Raw genomic sequence first — 20783 nt, 5'->3', positions numbered from 1 at the left:
GGGTCCCTTTTGAACGCCGTTTGACATACGTGAACATGTTTTGGCGTTTCTGTACAATCCCTGACGCTTTCGACGATCTATCTACGCGGTGCGACCCAGAAGAGCTCCTCCTCGACCGAGGGCGAATTCTTCAAAAACTGGCGCCCGTCCGGAATCGACCGGGCGGGCGCCAATTTGTTGTGACTTGCACGCTGCATTCGCACAGCATGCGCTCGGATGTGCGCACGTACAGACAGATAGGCCGCATACGTCCCTTCCGGCGCGAGAAGCTGCGCGCACCGCGGGCCAGCACCTTTGAGACGCTTCGCGACAGGAAGTAGAATCTCGGACCATGTCGGACGATCTCAGCTTCTGGTCATTGTCCAGGCCCGCCGCCAACTGGATGACATGACCAAAATAACCGAAACGCCCGCCCCGAGTGCAGACACGCTTTCGCCTGCATCCACCCTGTTCCGCGATCTCCAAAGCCTGAAACTGTCGATTGAAAAAGTCGAAGCCGAGGTGAACGCATTTATCTCACTCCAGAAGCGCACAACCGGTGTCGCATTTCGGGAAACGCTCAATCAAGCAATCGAATCCAATATGGATTTCGCGTCCTCGTCATTCCTCCCCGGCGCACCACAGCTTCATGAGGTCGCTGCGTCCGACCGTGAGGACTTGCACGCATTAGCTCGACGCCGGTGCATATGTCGTGGCTCAGCTTGCCTTCGGCATTTTCGGCGCGTGGGCCGGGCATCTGATGTTCGACCTTCCGATCTTACAGTTTTCGACAAAGGCGAGAACCGGATTGGGGCAGTGGACCCCCGAGTTCGTTGCGACCTTCGGCCTCGTACTGACGATCCTCGGTACCGCGAGATACAAGCCACAGGCCGTGGCGGCGTCGGTCGGGCTCTATATCACCGCTGCTTACTGGTTCACGTCATTGACGAGCTTTGCAAATCCGGCGATCACCGTGGTGCGCGGCCTGTCGAACACATTTGCGGGTATCGCGCCGCATGACGTTCCAATGTTTGTTGTTGCGCAATTCGCCGGGGCGATCGCGGCAACCGCAATCGCAAGCACCCTGTTCGGCGAGCCTTTTGGGCCATCGGCTATTTCTCCATACGCGCCCGAAAGCTGACTGGCGCAGCCGGCCAGCCGCGTTTGAGCACTCACTGTCGCGCCATTTCCATTTTTGCGTCAGTGCCGATGTCAAGCAATCGTGCAATCTCGTCGGACGTTCGCTGCACGGCAAGCTTTAGCGCCTCGTCGATGTGGACATAGTCTTGAGTTACATTCTGCGAGGCATGACCCAGCATTGCCCGGATCGTAAGCTCGGAGAATCCCAAATCTCCGGCAACGCTTCCGAAGGTATGGCGAAGCGTATGCGGTGTAACTCCCGTGATACCCGCCAAGCCGGAAACCCGTTTCAGGCAGTCGCTAACAGCCGTGAATGGGCCATCGCCCGCTGCGGACGGAAAGAAGTGGGAATTGCCGACTATCTCCACCTGAGCTTCCAGAATGCGGATGGCGGCCGGTCCGATCGCTCTTACTTGCGCTCCGCCCTTGGTATCCGGAAAGACAACGTATCCGCGATCGGCATGGAGCCAGGCTCGCTGCATTGCTTGCGCTTCTTGCCGCCGATAGCCGGTGAGCAATAGTCCTCGCAACACACCGAGGGCGATCGGGTTCTCCCCATTGGCTTCAGCGTAGGCGATCGCCTTTCCCATCATCATGATCTCGGCCACGCTCAAACGACGAGTCCTTTTCTTTCCCGCGAGCTTCTTTGCTCCCAGCGTCGGATGGACCTCGAGCAGGCCTTTGTGCTTCGCATGACCAATGATTGCCTGGAGCGTTCCGACGCAGCGACCCGCGACGCCGGGACCGCCGGTCGCCCTGCCACCGCGGCCTCCGGTGCGCGGCTTGGCAGTCTTTCCGTTCTTCACGTCGGTCTGCATCTGTTCGACATCGGCAATTTTCAGATGCTTCACGACACGTTTTCCGAGCAGCGGGACGATGTGCGTCTTTATGCGACTCTCGTCCATGTCGAGCGATGATGACTTTATCGGAAGGCTTTTTCGTCCGAGGATGTTCCCGGCCCGTGCTTCAGTGAGATACCAATCGCACATCTCGGCCACCGTCATGCCGTTGCGCGACTGCCGGACCTTGTCCGCTGGATCTCCGCCGACGATGACCTCCGCCAACTTCAGCCGCGCGAGATCACGCGCTTGCTCGACGGTGAGCACGCCAAAGCGGCCCAGGTTCATGCGCCGCTGAATGCCCTCGGCATTGCGGTATTGAACGATGAAGGTCTTCAGGCCCGATGGGAGAACGCGAAGTCCGAATCCCTTAATCTCGGTGTCCCAATAGATGAGTTGTTTCGCGGCGGGCGATACCACCGCGTCGATCGTACGCTTTGTCAGCTTGCTCGTCGGCATGTTGCCACTCCTCTTGCTGACAAAATCTCAGATCACGCAATTGTCAGCAAATTGTCAGCGCTGAACGGTACTCCAGCGGCTAGTCGAGGATAGGGCGTCGTAGAGATAATCTCAAGAAAATAAGCAATTATGGGGCAGTGGCGTAGAAAAGGAAGAAATCGAAAAGTGTCACGATCAAGTTGCCAAGGTTGGGGTCGAGGGTTCGAATCCCTTCGCCCGCTCCAGTTTTCCGAAATCGACGAACGATCGCCGGCCTTACGGCGCGCGCAGCAGCGCCACCGTTCCGTGGCCGCCGTCGGCGCAGACGCTGACGATCGCCCATGATCCGGACGGCAGCGCCGACAGTTCCTTGACCGCCTGGCTGAGGTCGCGCGCGCCGGTCGCGGCGAAGGGGTGGCCGATCGCGACCGAGCCGCCGTTCGGGTTGACGCGGTCCCACGGGAAGGGGCCGAAGTCGAAATCGACGCCCGCGCGATCCTTCGTCCAGCCGGGCTTTTCGAGCGCGGCGACGTTGGCGAGCACCTGTGCCGCGAAGGCTTCGTGGATTTCCCACAGCGCGACGTCCTCGTAACGCAACCCGTGCCGCGCCAGCAGCCGCGGGATCGCGAAGCTCGGCGCCATCAGCAGCCCGTCGACATGATGATCGACCGCGGCGATCTCCTGATCGACCAGCTCGGCGAAGGGCGTTCCGGCGGGCAGGCGCGACAGCCCCGCCTCGGTCGCGACCCACAGCGCCGCGGCGCCGTCGGTGATCGGCGAACTGTTGCCAGCGGTCAAAGATCCCTTCCCCGATTTGTCGAAGGCGGGCGGCAGCGCGGCAAGTTTTTCGGCCGAGGTGTCGGCGCGCGTATTGGCGTCGCGCGCGAGTTCGGGGAGCGGAAGGACGAGATCGTCGAAGAAGCCGCGCTCCCATCCGGCGACCGCGCGCTGGTGGCTCTTCAGCGCCCAATCGTCCTGCGCCGCGCGCGTGATGCCCCACTCCTGCGCGGTTTCCTCCATATGGTCGCCCATCGTGCGGCCGGTGATGCGGTTCGCCCAGCCCTTGACGGGCAAGGTCAGATCGTCGGCGGTCAGCGCCTGCAAGGCGGCGATCGCGGCGGGCGGGTCGGTGCGGAACAGCTTGGTGATCCGCTTCGATACGTCGAGCTTGAGGCCGATGGGCGGATTGCTCATCACCTCGGCGCCGCCGACAAGCGCAAGGTCGGCGCTGCCGCCGAGCATTCCGGCGGCGGCGAAGGCCGCGACCATGCTCGTCGAGCAGGCGAGGACGGCGGAGAAGGCGGGGACGGTCGGGTCGAGCTTCGCGTCGAGCCACACTTCGCGGCCGATATTGCTCCACCCGAGGCTGGGGATCACCGTACCCCACACGAACAGGTCGGGACGCGCGATATCGGCCATCGCCCTGGCGAGCGGGACCGACAGGCTGATCGCGTCATGGTCGGCGAGCGCGCCGCCGCCGCGTCCGAACGGGGTGCGAAGGCCGGAGGCGACGAAGATTTTCTGGGCGTAGCGCTGCATGGTGACAAACTCCCGATGCGGATCGCGGGGCGGCGGAAGTGCCGCGCGCATCGCTTATATTGGGAAACCAATGTCGCCGGACAAGGCGCGGTCCGGGCGGATTGCCTATGCCCGCAGAAACAAAATCTGTGTCCCCGTGACGGCGGGGACACAGGGCAATATCAGCTCCGGTTCCACCGCCCGCCGAGCGCGCGGAACAGATCGACCTGCGCGTCGGCGATCCGCGCGTCGGCAAGCGCCAGCGAGGCTTCGGCTTCGGCAAAGGTGCGTTCGGCATCGAGCGCGACGAGCCCGTCGATCGCCCCCTCGCGCTGCTGCGCGCGGGTGATTTTCACTGCGGTCTCGGCCTGGTCGCGCGCCGCCTGCAACGCGGTGCGCCGGTCGAGCTGGTGCGCATAGGAGGAGAGCGCGGTTTCGGTCTCCTCGAGCGCGCGGAGCACGGTGCCGTCGAAAGTCGCGAGCGAGGCCTGCGTATCGGCCTCGGCCCCAGCGATGCGCGCGCGCGCGCCTTCCTGATTGAGGAAGTTCCAGTTGATCAGCGGGCCGAGCAGCCAGCGCAGCGGCCCGCCGCCGAACAGGTCGCCCAGCCCCGAGCTGGTCTGGCCGACCGACGCGCCGAGCGTGACCTTCGGATAAAGGTCCGATGTCGCGACCCCGATGCGCGCGGTCGAGGCGGCGAGGCGGCGCTCGGCCGCCGCCACGTCGGGGCGGCGCCCCAGCAGCGCGGCGCCGTCGCCGACCGGGATCGGCTGGTCGAGGCGCAGCGTCGACGTCCGCGCCGCCGCGATCTGCGGCAGTTCGGCGGGCGCACGGCCGGTCAGCGTCGCGAGACGGAATAGCGCGGCGTCGCGCTCGGCGGCAATCGCCGGGATGTCGGCGCGGCGCTGGTCGCGAAGCGCGGCGATGCGCGCCGTGTCGAGCTTCGTCGTCAGTCCGACCTCGGCGCGGCGCGCGGTCAGCGCGACCGACTTGTCGAGCAAGGCGACGATCCGCTCGGCGACGCCGAGCCGTTCGGCCGCCGAGGCGGCGTCGGCATAGGCGCGCGCGGTTTCGGCTGCGACGGTGACGCGCACCGCGTCGGCATCGGCCTCGGCGGCAGCGACATCGCCGCGTGCAGCCTCGATCCCGCGCGACACGCGGCCGAACAGGTCGACCTCATAGCCGACGGTCAGCCCGGCATCGACCTGCCAGCCGGTGCGGTCCGCGCCCGCGGGCGCCTGACCCTCGCTGACGCGGCCATAGGTCGCACCCGCGCTGAGGTTGGTCGAGGGCAGGCGGTCGCCGCGGGCTTCGCGCAAGGACGCGCGCGCCTTGGCTATCCGCGCCACCGCGACGCGGACGTCGGTGTTCGCCGCGAGCGCGTCGGCGACCAGGCCGTCGAGGACGGGATCCTTATAGAGCCGCCACCATTCGGCATCGGCGGGGGCGGTGCTCGTCACGCCCTCGCGCGTCGAGAGGAAGGGGCCGGACGACGCCGCAGGGGGAGTGGGGCGGGCGTAGTCCGGCCCGACCGCGCAGGCCGAAAGCATCAGCGCGGATACGGTGGTGAGCAACATACGCATGATATGTCTCCTTATTCGGCCGGCTGCAGCGCGGGATCGGCGGCGCCGCCGCGGCCACGCAAGGCTGCGATACGGTCGCCGAGCGCGCGGCAGACGACATAGAAGGTGGGGGTGAAGAGCAGGCCGAACGCCGTCACGCCGATCATTCCGAAGAAGACCGCGGTGCCGAGCGCCTGGCGCAGCTCCGCGCCCGCGCCGCTCGCGATCAGCAGCGGCACCGCGCCGAGGATGAAAGCGAAGCTGGTCATCAGGATCGGGCGCAGGCGGTCGCGCGCGGCGCGCACCGCGGCTTCGACCGGCGACAGCCCGTCCTGTTCCTCGGCTTGGCGTGCGAATTCGACGATCAGGATCGCATTCTTCGCCGCGAGCGCGATGAGGACGACGAGCCCGATCTGCGTCAGGACATTATTGTCCATCCCGCGCAGATTGACGCCGACCATTGCCGCGAACAGACACATCGGCACGATCAGGATGATCGACAGCGGAAGCGTCAGGCTTTCGTACTGTGCCGCGAGGACGAGGAAGACGAACACCACCGCCAGCGCGAAGACGAGCGCCGCCGTGCTGCCCGCCGCCTTCTGCTGATAGGCGATGCCCGTCCATTCGGTGCCGTAGCCCGCGGGCAGATTGTCGGCCGCGAGCTTCTCCATCGTCGTCAGCGACGCGCCCGACGAATATCCCGGCGCGGTGTCGCCATCGACCTCGACCGCGGGGTAGAGGTTGTAGCGGACGACGCGGTACGGACCGGTCTTGTCCTTGAAGGTCGCGACCGACCCGATCGGCACCATTTCGCCGGTGTTCGAGCGGGTCTGTAGGTTGGCGATGTCGGCAACCGACTGGCGGAACGGCGCATCGGCCTGTGCGGTCACGCGATAGGTGCGGCCGAGCAGGTTGAAGTCGTTGACGAACGCCGACCCCAGATAGACCTGCAGCGTCTCGAACACGCGTTCAGGAGGCACACCGAGCAGGTTCGCCTTGGCGCGGTCGATATCGGCATAGACGCGCGGGCTGCCGGTGTCGAAGAAGGTGAAGACCTGCGCCAGACCCGGTGTCTGGTTTGCCTTGCCGATCAGCTTGCCCGATTCCTCGGCCAGCTTCTGATAGCCGTGGCCGCCGCGGTCCTGCACCATCATCCGGTAGCCGCCGGCCGAGCCGATACCCTGGATGAGCGGCGGCGGGATCACGATCACGCGCGCTTCGGTGATGTCGGCGACGTCGGCGCGCGCTTCGTTCATGATCTCGTCGAAGCTGACGCCGAGCTTCCCCCGTTCCTCGAAGCTCTTGAGCGGGAAATAGGCCGCGGCGGCGTTCGGGGCGAGCGTCTGCGATGGCCCGTCGAAGCCCGCGAGCATCACCGAACCCAGGATGCCCTTGTTCGGCAGGATGCGCTCGGCGACCTTGCGCAGCGCCGCGTCGGTGCGTTCGACCGAGGCACCGGGGGGCAGCTGGACGACCGCGAGGAAATAGCCCTGATCCTGCGCCGGGATGAAGCCCGTCGGCGTCGCCCAGAACAGGCCCGCCGTGGCGGCGATGAGGCCGCCATAGGTGATCATCATCCGCTTCGGCCGCCGGACGAGGCGATCGGTCAGCGCCGCATAGGCCGTGCTCATCTTTTCGAACGCCTCGTTGAAGGCATCGCCGGCGCGGCCCACCAGTTCGCGGATGCGCGAGGGCTTGGCGGGCGCGGCGTGCGGCTTCAGCAGGATCGCGGCGAGCGCGGGCGACAGCGTGAGCGAGACGATCAGTGAGATGATCGTCGCGGTCGAGATCGTCACCGCGAACTGCTGGTAGAAGGCGCCCGACAGCCCGGTCAGGAACAGCGTGGGGACGAACACCGCGCAGAGCACGAGGACGATCGCGACGAGCGCGCCCGACACCTCGTCCATCGAGGTTTGCGCGGCCTTCAGCGATGACAGCCCGCGTTCGAGGTTGCGTTCGACATTCTCGACCACGACGATCGCGTCGTCGACGACGATGCCGATCGCGAGCACGAGCCCGAAGAGCGAGAGGTTGTTGAGGCTGTAGCCGAACGCCGCGAGCACGGTGAACGTACCGACGAGCGAGATCGGAATCGCGACGATCGGGATCACCGCGGCGCGCCATTTCTGGAGGAACACGAGGATCACGATGACGACGAGCACCATCGCTTCGAGCAGCGTGTCCTTCACCGCGTCGATCGACTGCTCGATGAACTTGGTGGGGTTGTAGATGACGCGATATTCGAGGCCCTTGGGGAAAGTCTTCGACGCGGCCTCCATCTCGGTCTCGATCGCCTTGGCGGCTTCGAGCGCGTTCGATCCCGGGCGCTGGAACGCCGCGAGGATCACCGTCGGGTCGCCCGACAGATAGGTGTTGCTGTTATAGTCCGACGCGCCGAGCTCGACGCGCGCGACGTCGGCGACGCGCACCTGCCGCCCCTCGGCGTCGGTGCGGATCACGACGTCGGCGAACTGCTGCGGGTCCACGAGGCGGCCCTGCGTCTCGACGTTGAGCTGATAGGCGTTGCCGCTCGCATAAGGCGGCTGGCCGAGCGAGCCCGCCGCGACCTGCACATTTTGCGCGCGCAGCGCCGCGACGATCTCGCCCGCGGTCAGGTTGAGCGCCGCGGCGCGCGTCGGGTCGATCCACACGCGCATCGCATAGTCGCGCGCGCCGAACAGGCGGACGTCACCGACCCCGTCGATGCGGCTCAGCCGGTCCTTGAGCTGGGTCAGCGCATAGTTGGACAGGTACGAGCGATCGAGCGACTTGTCGGGCGAGACGAGGTTCACGACCATCAGGAAGTCGGGCGAGGTCTTGCGCGTCACGACGCCGAGACGCTGCACCTCTTCGGGCAGGCGCGGTACCGCGATCGCGACGCGGTTCTGGACCAGCACCTGCGCGGCGTCGAGGTCGGTGCCGATCTTGAAGGTCACGGTGATCGTCACCGTCCCGTCGCCGGTCGACTGGCTCGACTGGTAGAGCATGTTGTCGACGCCGTTGATTTCCTGCTCGATCGGCGTCGCCACCGTCTCGGCGACGGTCTCGGCCGACGCGCCGGGATAATTGGCGGTGACCGTGACCGTCGGCGGGACGATGTCGGGATATTGCGAGACGGGCAGCGACCAATAGGCGATCGCGCCGACGAGGGTGATGATCACCGCGATGACCGCGGCAAAGATCGGGCGCATGATGAAAAAGCGCGAAAGACGCATGACGGGCTCCCCGGACTGGAGGATCGAATTCCAATTATCCCCTCCCGCTTGCGGGAGGGGCAGCGAGCCCCGGACTTGATCCGGGGCGCAGCGGGGAGGGCATCGGACGGACAGGCCCTCCCCAAACCCCTCCATGAAGGGAGGGGCCTTCAGGCTCAGCGCGCGAAGGTCGCTTCGCCGACCAGCGCGGTGCTCGGCGGCGCGGCGGTCGCGGCAACCGGCGCGATCTTGCCGACGCGCGTCTGGACCTTGGTCCCGGGTTGCGCGAGCTGCGTCCCGACGATCACGACGCGGTCGGTCGGCGTGACGCCGCCGCGCACGACGCGCAGGCCGTCGACGACGGGGCCGAGCTTGACCTCGCGTGCCGCGACCTGACCGTCCTTGCCGACCACCAGCAGCGTCTTGCGCGCCTGATCGGTCTGGATCGCCGCGTCGGGGACGAGCAGCGCGCGTTCTTTGGCGCCGCTCGACAGGCGCATGTTGCCGAACATGCCGGGCGACAGGAACAGGTCGGGATTGGCGATCACGGCGCGGCCGCGGATCGTGCCCGAACGCGGGTCGATGCCATTGTCGGTGAAGTCGAGCTTGCCGGTGCGGCTGTAAGTCGCCTCGTCCTGCAGCTTGACCTGCACCTCTGTCCCGGTGGCGCCCTCTTCCTGCGCGCGCTTCGCTTTCAGGAACAGGCCTTCGGAGCCGTTGAAGCTGAAATAGATCGGGTCGAGCGCGTTGATTGTCGTCAGCAGGCTGCCAGCACTGCCTTCGCCCGCGGCGACGAGGTTGCCCGCATCGACGCGGCGGTCCGAGATGCGGCCGTTGATCGGTGCGCGGACCTGCGTGAACTCCATGTCGAGCGCGCGCGAGCGGACCCGCGCTTCGGCGGCCGCGAGGCTCGCCGAGGCGGCGCGCACCCGGGCGTTCAGCTGGTCGAGATCGCTCTGCGACACCGCCTCATCGGCGACCAGCCGGTTGGCGCGGGCGAGATTGGTCTGCGCCAGCGCCAAGTCGCTGCGCGCGCTCGCCGCTTCGGCGCGCGCTTCGGCGAGCGCGGCGGCGAAGGGGCGCGGATCGATCGTGAAGAGCAGCTGGCCCTTGCGGACGATCTGGCCGTCGGTGAAGTGGACGCCGGTGAGCTGGCCCGAGACGCGCGGGCGTACCTCGACCGAATTCACCGCCTCGAAGCGGCCGACATAATCGTCCCACTCGTTGATGTCGCGCACCAGCGGCGCGGCGACGGTGACGACCGGAACCGGCGGCGCGGCATTCGCCGGCGCCTCGCGATGGGTCAGACCCCAGCCGGCGGCGACAAGCAGGATAGCGGGCAGGCCATATTTCAGGCCGCGGCTGCGCCAGCGATGCCTGGCGGCGTCATTCGGGGCGGGGACGAGGGCGGCTTCTGCCGTCTCCTCGCCCTTGATGGGGGAGAGCATGTTCATGGGATTACTTTCGGAAAAGGCGGGCGACGTGCACTTCGGCGACGCGCTTGCCGAGCAGTTCATAATGATCGGCGTTGAAACCCGCGGCGAAGAAGGCCTGGATTTCACGCTTCGGTACCGAATAGCTGTGGTGCCAGGTCAGCACCGCCATGCGGCGCAGCGCCTCGAGCTTCGGGTCGGCGAGGCGGCGGTTGAAGCTCTCGCCGAAGATATGGCCCAGGAATTTCTGGAAGCGCCCGGGTTCGCGCAGGCTCGAAGGCCGGTCGTGACGCGCGAGCATCACGACCGACCACTCGAGCGCCGAAAAGCCGGCGGGAATATCGGCTTTCGGCGCCGCGGGGGACAGCGCGGGGGCGGAAGGGGTGGGGTTTGCGGCGGCGATGGCGGCGGCGAACCCGTCGTTCAGTGCAAGATAGGCCATGGGTCGATCCTCCTGGAGATGAAGGTTTTATCGGGGGTGCCGGGCGCAAGGGGGCGCGAACCCCGGGAACACTTGCGCCCGGCGAGGGGAGATTCTGGACAAGGGAAGCCGCGTGCCGCCCTGCGGGCGTCAGCGCGAAATTCCGGAAAAAATTAGGGTTGGGCTAGCGGACTAGTCCCGTGTGCAGTCGCAGTGGCTCATCGGCGTTTCCCTTCGCGTCTGGCGGCGGGGCAGGAGCGCCCTGACCATCTGTACTAAGCGGTATATAAACCCGCCGTTCATCTTGTCAAGGAGTTTTGTACCGATCGGTATCGAAAAATTTCGGGCCGGCGATGTTTTTCTTTCGCCGGCCGACCGGCCTTATTTGCTCGGCCACAGCGCCAGGCTGGTGTCGACCAGCCGCTCGAGCTCGGCGCGCGTCGCCCCGGCCCCCGCCTGCACCGTGATCCCCTGCAGGATCGCATAGAGAAAGCTCGTCAGCCCCTCGGCGTCGATGTGCGCGGGCAGGTCGCCTTCGCGCTTCGCCTGTTCGAACCGCTCGACCAGCGCCCGCTGCGACGAAGCCCGGCGGCGGATCACATCGGCCTTGATCGACTCGGCCTCGGGGCTGCACGCGAGCGAACTCATCAGGCCCATGCAGCCGTGCGGCTCGCCTTCGGCGGCGTGCACGTCGACCCCGCCGCGCAGATAATATTCCGCGACCTTGCGCGCCGTCGGCTGCTGGAGCGCGGCGCGCGTATATTCGAGCTTTTCCGCCTCATAGAGGTCCAGCGCCTTGTGAAACAAGGCTTCCTTGTTCCCGAAGGCGGCATAGAGGCTGGGCTTGGTGATGCCCATCGCCTCGGTAAGGTCGGTCATCGACGCGCCGTCATAGCCCTTCGCCCAGAAGACGTGCAAGGCTTCTGCCAACGCCTTGTCGACGCAGAACTCACGCGGACGTCCCTTGACGGGGGGGGCAATTGTACTTTCCATAACGGGCGGTATATAATGACGGACGCGAGAATGTCTAGGGGCTGACCCCGGGGGAGCGGTCCGCGCTCCTTTCGATGACGTTCAGGGCTTGGCTGCCATCTTCGCTTTCTTCGCGCCAGGCTTGGGGGTTTTCGGCTTGTAGCGGCAGAGATCCTCGACAGGGCAGCGCCAGCATTCGGGGGTGCGCGCCTTGCAGATGTAGCGGCCGTGGAGGATCAGCCAGTGGTGCGCGCCGACCCGGAACGGCTCCGGCGTGTCCTTGTCGAGTTTCCTTTCGACCGCAAGCACCGTCTTGCCGGGCGCAAGGCCCGTGCGGTTGCCGACGCGGAAGATATGCGTGTCGACCGCGAAGGTCTCGGCTCCGAAGGCGCAGTTCATCACGACATTGGCGGTCTTGCGCCCGACGCCGGGCAGTTCGACGAGCGTGTCGCGGTCGGCGGGCACCTCCCCGCCAAAATCACGGACGAGAATTTCGCTGAGCGCGATGACATTCTTCGCCTTGGCGTTGAACAGCCCGATCGTCTTGATGTGCTGCTTGAGCCCCTCCTCGCCGAGGGCGAGCATCTGCTCGGGAGTCTTCACCTCCTCGAACAGCCGCCGCGTCGCCTTGTTCACCCCGACATCGGTCGCCTGCGCCGAAAGCACCACCGCGACGAGCAGCTGGTAGATATTGCCGAATTCCAGCTCGGTCTCCGGGCTGGGGTTCAGCTCGGCGAGGCGGCGGTAGAATTCGAAGATATCGGCCTTTTTGATGGCCCCGCGCTCCCGCCCCAACTACCCCGAATGGGCTATTTGACTCGCCCATAGCGAAGATACAAGGTCCGTCCACTCCGAAGGCGAGTCGTCAGATCGATTGCTCGGGTGAGTTCGTCGTCGGGGTACGCCGGACAAGGGGGTCCGGGGATCCTCACCCGGCCTGGAGGGCAGATCAATGACCGGAAAATGGAAAGCGGCCGTGCTGGCCGCGCTGCTGTCGTGCGCCGCGACGGCGCCTGTCGCAGCGCAGGATTTCCCGCTCGTCTCGGGCGATTTTACCGAGGTCTCGATGATCAAGATCGCCGACGGCGGCGAGATGGACTATGCCAATTATCTGGCGGACAAATGGAGGAAATCGCAGGAATTCGCCAAGTCGAAGGGCTGGATCACCGGCTACGCCGTCTATTCCAATTTCAATTCGCGGCCGGGCGAAGCCGATCTGTTGCTGGCCGTATCCTTTCCGAGCCTGCCCGATGCGGCCGAAGAGGAAAAGCGCGACGCGGCGTACCGCGCCTATATGCAGCGCAGCGATGCGCAACTCGTCGCCGAATCGGGAGATCGCGCGAAATATCGCACGGTGCTGGGCAGCTACCTGATCCGCGAGCTCAAGTTCAGGAAATGATCGCGCGGACGGCGGGCCGGGTCGCCCGCCGCCCCCGTGGCGCCCCGCCGCCTTCTTAGCGACGCTTCATTTGTCCGCGGGCGGATGCGCCGCCTTCCACTCCATCGCCGCGCGCACGCGCCGTTCGACCGAAGGGTGCGAATAGAAGACGAACTCCTCGACCGCGTTCGGGCGCGGGCTGCGATATTCGGCGGTCTTGACCAACGCGCTGGCGAGCGCGTCGGGCAGGTTCACAGTCTGCAGCGAATAGGCGTCGGCCGCGCTTTCGTCGGTGCGCGACAGCGTGTTCAGCACCGGCTGCGCGAGGAAGGCGAAGAGCGAGAGGAGGAACATCAGCACCGGAAAACCGCGCGGATCGCCGATCCCCGCATCGCTGCCGAACGCACGCGCGACGCGCGGAAAGAGCCGGTCGGCGAGGAAGAAGAGCAGCACCGCGAGCAACGAAAAGACGATCACGATGATCCACACGTGACCGAGGACATAATGGCCGATTTCGTGCCCCGTCACCGCCTTCACCTCGTCGAGCGAGGCGCCCTTCAGCGCCACGTCCGAAATCGCGATGCGGGCCGAATGGCCGAGCCCCGAGACATTGGCGGTGAAATTGTTCGACTGGCGCGAGCCGTCGAACATGTAGATGCGGTCGGGGTCGATCCCCGCCTCCTTCGCCTGGACGACCAGCGCATCGCGCACCGGCCCCGCGGGCACCGGCTTGTAATCGTTGAACAGCGGTTCGATCACGACCGGTGCGAGCAGCAGGATCAGCGAAATCGCGGCGGCGGCGAGCCCGCCAGACCAGATCCACCAGCGCTTCCCCGCGCGCCGGATCAGCGCATAGATGCCGAGGAAGAAGAGCGCGCCGAGCAGAACCCCGATGACCAAGCTGATGGCGCCCTGCCCCAGATAATCGCCGAGCGGCTGGCTGGTGCGGCCATAGGCGGTTTCGCGCCACCAGCCGGTGTAGAGATCCCACGGCAGCGTGACGATCGCCGAAAGCAGCAGGAAGGCGGCGCAGACAAGGAAGGTGCGGAGCGCAAAACCGCGCTTGCCTAGCTTTGCGTCGATCCGGTCGAGGATGCGCAAGCGCACAAAAAGATATGTGACCAGCCCCGCGACGACAACGCCCCAGAAACTCAGCCATTCGCTGCCATGGGTATAATCGGCGGCCTTGGCGAGCGCCTCGGGACCGAGCGCGTCGATATAGGCCTTGGTCGCGGCGGCGGGATCGAAACTCATGGCGGTCCTCCAGCTGTGTTGTTTCTATAGAACACAGGGAGAGGCAGCGCGCAAGCGGGGTTCAGAGACCCAGCACCTGCGGCATCGTGTAGCGGCCGGGCTTCTGGTGGACTAGCCACAGCGCCGCGCGAACCGCGCCGCGCGCGAAGATCATCCGGTTCTCGGCGCGGTGCGCAAGGGTGATCATCTCCTCCGGCCCCGCGAAGATCACGTCATGGTCGCCCGCGACGGTCCCGCCGCGCAAGGACGCGAAGCCGATCTTGCCGTGCCCGCGCGCGCCGGTGAGGCCGTCGCGGCCGCGTTCGGAGCAGGTCGCGAGACTGATCCCGCGCCCCTCGGCAGCGGCCTGGCCGAGGAGCAGCGCGGTGCCGCTCGGCGCATCGACCTTCTTGCGGTGGTGCATTTCGACGATCTCGATATCCCAGTCGGCATCGAGCCGCGCTGCCGCCTCGCGCACCAGATGCGCGAGCAGGGTGACGCCGAGCGAGGTGTTGCCGGTCTGGAGCACCGCAATGTCGTGCGCGGCGTCGTCGATCAGGTAATGGTGGCGCTCCTCGAGCCCGGTCGTGCCGATCACGATCGGTTTCTTCGCGGCGACGCAGGCATCGAGCGTCGCTTCCAGCGCGGCGGGTGAGGAGAAATCGACAAGCACGTCGCTGTCGGAGGCGAGGCGGACGATGTTGCCGCCCTTGTCAACGCCGCAGCCGCGCTGTCCGGCCTCCGAGATCGCGGCGGCGAGCGCGACGCCCATCCGCCCTTCGCTGCCGATAATGCCGATGCTGGTCATGGTACGCCCCCTCGATTTCACTCCCCCTTAGCCGCTCGCATCGAGCGAAGTCGAGACGCCCCGAAGGTCGGCGCGATGTCGACGGGTATCTCGACTTCGCCCGACCCGAACGGTTAGAGAGACAGCATGTCTCCGATCCAGAATATCGTTATCCTGACCGGCGCCGGCGTTTCGGCCGAAAGCGGCATCGACACCTTCCGCGACGCGGGCGGGCTGTGGGAACAGCATCGCGTCGAGGATGTCGCGACGCCCGAGGCATTCGAACGCGACCCCGATCTCGTTTTCCGCTTCTATGACATGCGGCGCAAAGCGATCCAGACGAAGCAGCCGAACGCCGCGCACCGGGCGCTCGCGCGGCTCGACGCAAAGTGGCCCGGCGAGTTGACGATCGTCACGCAGAATGTCGACGATTTGCACGAGCGTGCCGGGGCGAGACGGCTCATCCATATGCACGGCGAGCATCTGACCGCCTGGTGCACCGGCTGCGACGCGCATGTGCCGTGGACCGGCCCGTTGATCGACCGGCCTGCCTGCCCGGCGTGCGGCGTGCGCGGCCACCTGCGCCCCGACATCGTGTGGTTCGGCGAGATGCCGTACCGGATGGACGAGATTTACCACGCCATCAATCGCGCCGACCTGTTCGTGTCGATCGGCACCTCGGGCGCGGTCTATCCCGCGGCGGGGTTCGTGCGCGAGGCGCGCGCGATGGGGGCGCTGACGCTCGAGCTCAATATGGAGCCGAGCCAGGGCAGCCATTGGTTCGACGAGGCGCGCCACGGCCCGGCGACCGAGCTGGTGCCGCAGTGGGTCGAGCAGGTGCTGGAGGGGTGAACCCACTCAGATCGATACGGCACGGGCCGGTTTCGACCGAAGGTTGCCGTTTGGTTCCTCCCCGTGGCGAAGCCATGGGGAGGTGGCAGCGCGAAGCGCTGACGAAGGGGCAAATGGCGCGAGGTCGCGGCCCCTCCACCATCGCCTGCGGCGACGGTCCCCCTCCCCATGGCTACGCCACAGGGCGGATATTCCTTTCTTCGTCATCCCGGACTTGATCCGGGATCCATGACTTCGGCGCTGCAATGAATCCCGGATCAAGTCCGCGATGACGAAGGTCTGGAAACCACCCCAAAGCCGCCACCGCCTTCAAATAGGCCTTTCCTACATTATCCCGCGGTGCCAGCCTTCCTCCGGCTGTTCCATCTGGCGGATAAAAGCGGTCCCGGTTCGGCTTGCAGGCGCGGCGGGCGCGATGCGTCCGGCAACCCCCATCTCCAGAACCGAGGATGCCATAGGCTGAACTTTCCTGAACTTTGAAAAATCCAGCTCGCGATCACCAACGAAAGCGTGGCCGCTTCCCGGCCTCGGCAGACAGCGCCGGACTCACCGCCGCGCGGCGAAAAAGTCCTTCAGCAGCGTTGCCGCCTCGCCCGCGCCGATCCCGTCGTAAATCTCGGGCCTATGGTGGATCGTCGGCTGGGCGAAGGTACGCGGGCCGTGGGCGACCGCCCCGCCCTTCGGGTCGTCGGCGCCATAATAGAGGCGCGCGATTCGCGCGTGCGCGATCGCCCCGGCGCACATCGCGCACGGCTCGAGCGTGACATAGAGATCGCAACCGTCGAGCCGCTCGTTGCCGATTTTCGCCGCCGCGGCGCGTATCGCGACGATCTCGGCGTGCGCGGTCGGATCGTGCGATTCGCGGGGGCGGTTATGGCCCTCGGCGATGATGCGGCCATCCTTGACGATCACCGCGCCGACGGGCACTTCGCCCCAGTCTGCGGCAATCTGCGCCAGGTCGAGCGCGCGGCGCATCGGTTGGGGAAGGGGAAATCGAGCCATTCGTCCCCGCTAATCGCTTGACGAATCTCCGGCAAGCCGATAAGCGCGCGCCTTTCCCGGCCCATCCGGTCCTTTCGGAGCCTTTCGGCCCGCCCCGGACGCCGCCCATTGATTCGAGGAAGAAGACGATGTCGCGCATTTGCGAACTGACCGGCAAGGGCCGCCAGATTGGCCACAATGTCAGCCACGCCAACAACAAGACCAAGCGCACCTTCCTGCCCAACCTGCAGAATGTGACGCTGCTGTCGGACGCGCTCGGCAAGGGTGTGAAGCTGCGCGTGTCGACCCACGGCCTGCGCTCGGTCGAGCACAATGGCGGTCTCGACAACTGGCTGCTGAAGGCCGGTGACGAGCAGCTTTCGGCGAACGCCCGCAAGCTGAAGAAGGAAGTCACGAAGAAGCTGGCCGAAAAGGCCGCCTGACCTTCCGGGTTTTTCGAATTGCAGGAGGCCGCCGGTTTACCGCGCGGCCTTTTTGCTGTCCGGCGCGCGAACCGGCAGGCCGACGAGTTCGAACTGGACGAGCAGGCTTCGCTGCCAGCGATTGAAATTGTTGTCCGATACGAGCCAGAGAAAGATGCGGGCGCCATCGGTCGTTACCGCCGCGCCTTCGTAATTGTCCGCGAGCGCCCCCGGCACGCGCCCGATCGTCCGTGATCGCAGGACGGCACCGGGGCGGATGTCGGCGGGATCGACGATCGCGACGGTCGTCGTGAACACCGGATCGAAACCCACCCGCCGATGCACGAGCAGAATGCGCCCGTCGGGGAGCGTCGTCGCGTCGCTGACCGCACCCTTGCCTTCCGCGTCGTAATAGAAACGCTGCGCGCGCGTCCCCGGGACCGAAGGATCGCCCTCGAACAGCAGCGCCTCGCACCCGCGCGGGTCGTCGTCGGCATTTTCGGAGAAGATGACGATCCGCCCGTCGGGCAAGCGTGCCATCGCCTCCGGCCCGCTATTCTTGGGCCAGTGCGGCCGCGGAAGCGCCGCGCGCGATTCGATCCGGCCAAGCGTCGGATCGAGGCGCCAGACCTCGTTCACAAATTCGAGCGCGACCCGGCTTTGGTCCGTCGCCGGGTCGAAGAGCAGCGCCTCGACGTCGCTTTTCGACTTCTTCCCGACATTGCCGCCGGGCACCGGGATCTTGCCGATCCGCGCGTCCGCGACGCGGTCGCCGGGCAGCACCGCGAAGCGCGCCCAATAGCCATTGTCGGCGATGAGCTGGAACCGGTCCGGCCCCGTCACGGCAAGCGATGAAAAGCCGCCGAACATCGCGTTGGAGCTGCTGAGCCGCCAGCCGCGAACAAACCGCAACGCGCCGGCCCGGCCCGCCGGATGGCCGAGTGCGTGGACCGCGATGTCTTGCGGCGCGGTGTCGACGACGGGCCGCACCTGCCGCGTGCCAAGGACAGGGCCGATGGCGACGAATATCAGGGCGGCAAGGAACAGGCGGCGCATCGGCGCGGCGATAGGGCCGAACGACGGAAAAGCGCAAGGGGAAGGCAATGAAAGCTGAACCTTAGCCAACAGCGGCGTTCAGGCTTCGCTCAAAGCGAATCGGGCAGAACAGCGTCATCGACCCACCCACTGCCCGACACGGGCTGACACAAGATGAAGGAGAATGACGATGAAAAAGATGGTGACCCTCTCCCTCGCCGCCCTGATGTCGACCGCGACGCTGGGCATGGCGGCACCGGCGGCAGCGCAGCCGGGCTATTACAATGGCGGCTACGACGCCTATTCGGCGAGCTATGATCGCGACCATCGTCGCTATGATCGCTACGACCGCCGCGGCGACCGCTATGACCGCCGCGATTATCGTAACGATCGCCGCTATTATCAGGGCAGCCGCCGTAACTATCGCCAGTGCGACAATGGCACCGGCGGAACCGTGATCGGTGCGATCGCGGGCGGCCTCGCCGGCCACGAGATCGCAGGCCGCGGCGACAAGACCGTCGGCACGATCATCGGCGGGGCCGTAGGCGCGATCGCCGGCCGCGCGATCGACAAGGGTAATGACGGCTGCCGCTAAGCAGACCCGAACCCCAATAAAGTCTCTTCCCTCCCTTTGCCCCGTCCGGCTGCCGCCGGGCGGGGTTTTGCTGCGTGCAGGGGGCGGGGTTGCCAACGGGGCTGGCGCCGCCTAGTTTGACGTCAAGTGCACGTTCGCGGCTTCGCGCGGACGCGTGATTGAGACAGGTCAACATAGCCATGCGGCAAATGGCAGCGCCATCAGGGCGATCGCCGCGGCCCGGTCCGCCGGCGAAGCGAATTCAAAAAGGGGATTCTCCGTCCCGTCCGGTGCCGGTTGTCCGGCCCCGCAGCTATGCCGCCATCGATCTCGGGACCAACAATTGCCGGCTGCTGATCGCGCGTCCGCAGGACGGCGAACTTGTCGTGATCGACGCTTTTTCGCGGATCGTGCGCTTGGGCGAAGGGTTGCACGCGACCGGACGGATCAGCGACGCGGCGATGGACCGCACCGTCGCCGCGCTCGCGATCTGCGCCGACAAGCTCCGCCGCCGCCACGTCACCCTGTCGCGTGCGGTCGCGACCGAAGCGTGCCGACGCGCCTCGAACGGCGCCGAACTCGCCGCCCGCGTCAAGCGGGAGACGGGGATTGCGCTGGACATCATCTCCGCTGCCGAGGAAGCGCGACTCGCCGTGCTCGGGTGCCACAATCTCATGGAGCCGGGCGACGGACCCGCGCTGATCTTCGACATCGGCGGCGGCTCGACCGAATTGATGCACGTCGACGTGTCCGACCAGGACGTCAAGATTCACGACTGGATCAGCGTGCCCTGGGGCGTCGTCTCGCTGACCGAGCATGCGGCGCCGGGCGAAGACAGCCTGCCCGCGCGGCAGGCGAGCTATGCGCGGATGCGCGAAGTCACGCAGAGCGCCTTCGCCGCCTTCGCCGACCGCGCGACACGCTTCACCGGCCAGCCGCTCCGTCTGCTCGGCACCAGCGGCACGGTGACGACGCTGGCCAGCGTGTTCCTCAACCTGCCGCGCTACGACCGCCGCGCGGTCGACGGGCTCGCGGTCCCCGCCGATGCGATGCGCGACATCAGCCGCCGCCTCGCCGAAGCGAGCCTCGACGACCGCGCCGACATCGCGTGCATCGGGCGCGAGCGCGCCGATCTGGTCGTCGCGGGCTGCGCGATCCTCGAAAGCATCATCGACCTGTGGCCCGCCGCGCGTGTCGGGGTCGCCGACCGCGGTATCCGCGAGGGCATCCTGCGCACGCTGGCGATGCAGGGCCGCGACGTGCCCGTGACCCGGCGCGAGCATCGCAAATGAGCAAGGGCGCGGGGGGAGGCGGCCGCTCGGGCGGCCGTGGCGGCTTGCACGAGCGGGTGAAGACCGCACGGCGGCGCACCGCGTCGTCGACGCGCTGGCTGCAGCGGCAACTCAACGACCCCTATGTCCGGCGTGCGCAGGCCGAAGGCTATCGTTCGCGCGCCGCGTACAAGCTGATCGAACTCGACGAGAAATTCGGCTTGCTCAAGAAAGCGCGCGCAGTCGTCGATCTGGGGATCACCCCCGGCGGCTGGTCGCAGGTCGTGCGTAAGGCGAACCCGCGCGCGCGCGTCGCCGGAATCGACCTGCTTCCGTGCGAGCCGATCGAAGGTGTCGAGATCCTCGAGATGGATTTCATGGACGACGCCGCGCCTGATGCGCTGATCGAGGCGCTGGGCAGCGCGCCCGACCTGGTCATTTCGGACATGGCGGCGAACACCGTCGGCCATCCGCAGACCGACCATTTGCGGACCATCGCGCTCGCAGAGACCGCCGCCGACTTTGCGGTCCGGAATCTCCAGCCGGGCGGCGCCTTCGTTGCCAAGGTCTTCGCCGGCGGCGCCGACCGCGAGCTGCTGACCGTCCTCAAACGCAACTTCGCGACGGTGAAGCACGCGAAGCCGCCCGCGAGCCGCAAGGGATCGCCCGAACTCTACGTCATCGCGCAGGGGTTCAAGGGACGAAGCACGGATACCGGAGAGGATGGTTGAGGTTCATCGGCGATATAGGTCAC

Annotated in this window: 18 protein-coding genes and 1 pseudogene; 7 read left to right on the top strand and 12 right to left on the bottom strand. The window is 66.4% G+C overall.

Going from position 1 to position 20783, the window contains the following annotated elements; genetic code table 11:
* Window positions 1–676 precede the first annotated feature (676 nt).
* A pseudogene (locus QOL79_RS16760) lies at window positions 677–1120 on the top strand (aquaporin family protein); the annotation flags it as partial.
* Between the two features lie 31 nt (window positions 1121–1151).
* On the opposite strand, the gene QOL79_RS16755 reads toward QOL79_RS16760, so the two are convergent.
* From QOL79_RS16755 to nth, 8 genes are all read right to left on the bottom strand, one after another.
* On the bottom strand, window positions 1152–2417 hold the full coding sequence (locus tag QOL79_RS16755) for a tyrosine-type recombinase/integrase (protein WP_283420202.1): 1266 nt from the start codon (window positions 2415–2417) through the stop codon (window positions 1152–1154).
* A 255-nt stretch (window positions 2418–2672) separates the two neighbouring features.
* Window positions 2673–3935, bottom strand: coding sequence for an acetyl-CoA C-acyltransferase (locus tag QOL79_RS16750; RefSeq protein ID WP_283420201.1), 1263 nt, complete (start codon window positions 3933–3935; stop codon window positions 2673–2675).
* A 161-nt stretch (window positions 3936–4096) separates the two neighbouring features.
* Window positions 4097–5497 carry an efflux transporter outer membrane subunit gene (locus QOL79_RS16745; protein ID WP_283420200.1) on the bottom strand — a complete coding sequence of 467 codons (1401 nt, stop codon included), beginning with the start codon at window positions 5495–5497 and terminating at the stop codon, window positions 4097–4099.
* Window positions 5498–5508: 11 nt separating this feature from the next.
* A complete protein-coding gene (locus QOL79_RS16740) occupies window positions 5509–8691 on the bottom strand; it encodes an efflux RND transporter permease subunit (RefSeq protein ID WP_283420199.1) in 3183 nt (1060 codons plus the stop codon).
* A 155-nt stretch (window positions 8692–8846) separates the two neighbouring features.
* A complete protein-coding gene (locus tag QOL79_RS16735) occupies window positions 8847–10124 on the bottom strand; it encodes an efflux RND transporter periplasmic adaptor subunit (protein ID WP_283420198.1) in 1278 nt (425 codons plus the stop codon).
* 4 nt (window positions 10125–10128) lie between these two features.
* On the bottom strand, window positions 10129–10545 hold the full coding sequence (locus tag QOL79_RS16730; protein WP_082657783.1) for a hypothetical protein: 417 nt from the start codon (window positions 10543–10545) through the stop codon (window positions 10129–10131).
* Window positions 10546–10905: 360 nt separating this feature from the next.
* Window positions 10906–11517, bottom strand: coding sequence for a TetR/AcrR family transcriptional regulator (locus tag QOL79_RS16725; RefSeq protein ID WP_058455233.1), 612 nt, complete (start codon window positions 11515–11517; stop codon window positions 10906–10908).
* Between the two features lie 81 nt (window positions 11518–11598).
* On the bottom strand, window positions 11599–12270 hold the full coding sequence (gene nth / locus QOL79_RS16720; protein ID WP_283420207.1) for an endonuclease III: 672 nt from the start codon (window positions 12268–12270) through the stop codon (window positions 11599–11601).
* Window positions 12271–12448: 178 nt separating this feature from the next.
* Here nth and QOL79_RS16715 point away from each other — a divergent pair, with 178 nt between their 5' ends.
* Window positions 12449–12895, top strand: a complete 447-nt coding sequence (locus tag QOL79_RS16715; RefSeq protein WP_058455232.1) for a hypothetical protein — start codon at window positions 12449–12451, stop codon at window positions 12893–12895.
* A gap of 66 nt (window positions 12896–12961) precedes the next feature.
* On the opposite strand, the gene QOL79_RS16710 is transcribed toward QOL79_RS16715, so the two are convergent.
* On the bottom strand, window positions 12962–14128 hold the full coding sequence (locus QOL79_RS16710) for a M48 family metallopeptidase (RefSeq protein WP_204992027.1): 1167 nt from the start codon (window positions 14126–14128) through the stop codon (window positions 12962–12964).
* A gap of 61 nt (window positions 14129–14189) precedes the next feature.
* On the bottom strand, window positions 14190–14915 hold the full coding sequence (gene dapB, locus QOL79_RS16705) for a 4-hydroxy-tetrahydrodipicolinate reductase (RefSeq protein ID WP_283420197.1): 726 nt from the start codon (window positions 14913–14915) through the stop codon (window positions 14190–14192).
* Window positions 14916–15041: 126 nt separating this feature from the next.
* Here dapB and QOL79_RS16700 point away from each other — a divergent pair, with 126 nt between their 5' ends.
* Entirely contained in the window at window positions 15042–15746 is a 705-nt protein-coding gene (locus tag QOL79_RS16700; RefSeq protein WP_283420196.1) for an NAD-dependent deacylase, read from the top strand.
* Window positions 15747–16292: 546 nt separating this feature from the next.
* Here QOL79_RS16700 and tadA read toward each other — a convergent pair.
* Window positions 16293–16748, bottom strand: a complete 456-nt coding sequence (gene tadA, locus QOL79_RS16695) for a tRNA adenosine(34) deaminase TadA (protein ID WP_058455228.1) — start codon at window positions 16746–16748, stop codon at window positions 16293–16295.
* Window positions 16749–16876: 128 nt separating this feature from the next.
* Between tadA and rpmB the strand changes: the two genes are divergently transcribed.
* A complete protein-coding gene (gene rpmB, locus QOL79_RS16690) occupies window positions 16877–17170 on the top strand; it encodes a 50S ribosomal protein L28 (protein ID WP_283420195.1) in 294 nt (97 codons plus the stop codon).
* A 36-nt stretch (window positions 17171–17206) separates the two neighbouring features.
* Here rpmB and QOL79_RS16685 read toward each other — a convergent pair whose 3' ends face one another.
* A complete protein-coding gene (locus tag QOL79_RS16685) occupies window positions 17207–18205 on the bottom strand; it encodes an esterase-like activity of phytase family protein (RefSeq protein ID WP_283420194.1) in 999 nt (332 codons plus the stop codon).
* Window positions 18206–18374: 169 nt separating this feature from the next.
* Between QOL79_RS16685 and QOL79_RS16680 the strand changes: the two genes are divergently transcribed.
* The 3 genes from QOL79_RS16680 (at window position 18375) to QOL79_RS16670 (ending at window position 20760) form a co-directional block, all read left to right on the top strand.
* Window positions 18375–18779, top strand: coding sequence for a glycine zipper 2TM domain-containing protein (locus tag QOL79_RS16680; RefSeq protein WP_197410161.1), 405 nt, complete (start codon window positions 18375–18377; stop codon window positions 18777–18779).
* 179 nt (window positions 18780–18958) lie between these two features.
* A complete protein-coding gene (locus tag QOL79_RS16675; RefSeq protein ID WP_058455224.1) occupies window positions 18959–20050 on the top strand; it encodes a Ppx/GppA phosphatase family protein in 1092 nt (363 codons plus the stop codon).
* Window positions 20047–20760, top strand: a complete 714-nt coding sequence (locus QOL79_RS16670) for an RlmE family RNA methyltransferase (RefSeq protein WP_283420193.1) — start codon at window positions 20047–20049, stop codon at window positions 20758–20760. The genes QOL79_RS16675 and QOL79_RS16670 overlap by 4 nt, the downstream gene beginning before the upstream one ends.
* Window positions 20761–20783: the final 23 nt, after the last annotated feature.

Origin of the sequence: Sphingopyxis sp. Geo48 (assembly GCF_949769155.1) — a bacterium.
Classification (GTDB): domain Bacteria; phylum Pseudomonadota; class Alphaproteobacteria; order Sphingomonadales; family Sphingomonadaceae; genus Sphingopyxis.
Note: the sequence above shows the minus strand (reverse complement) of the source record. Positions and strands in the feature narration are given on the sequence as shown.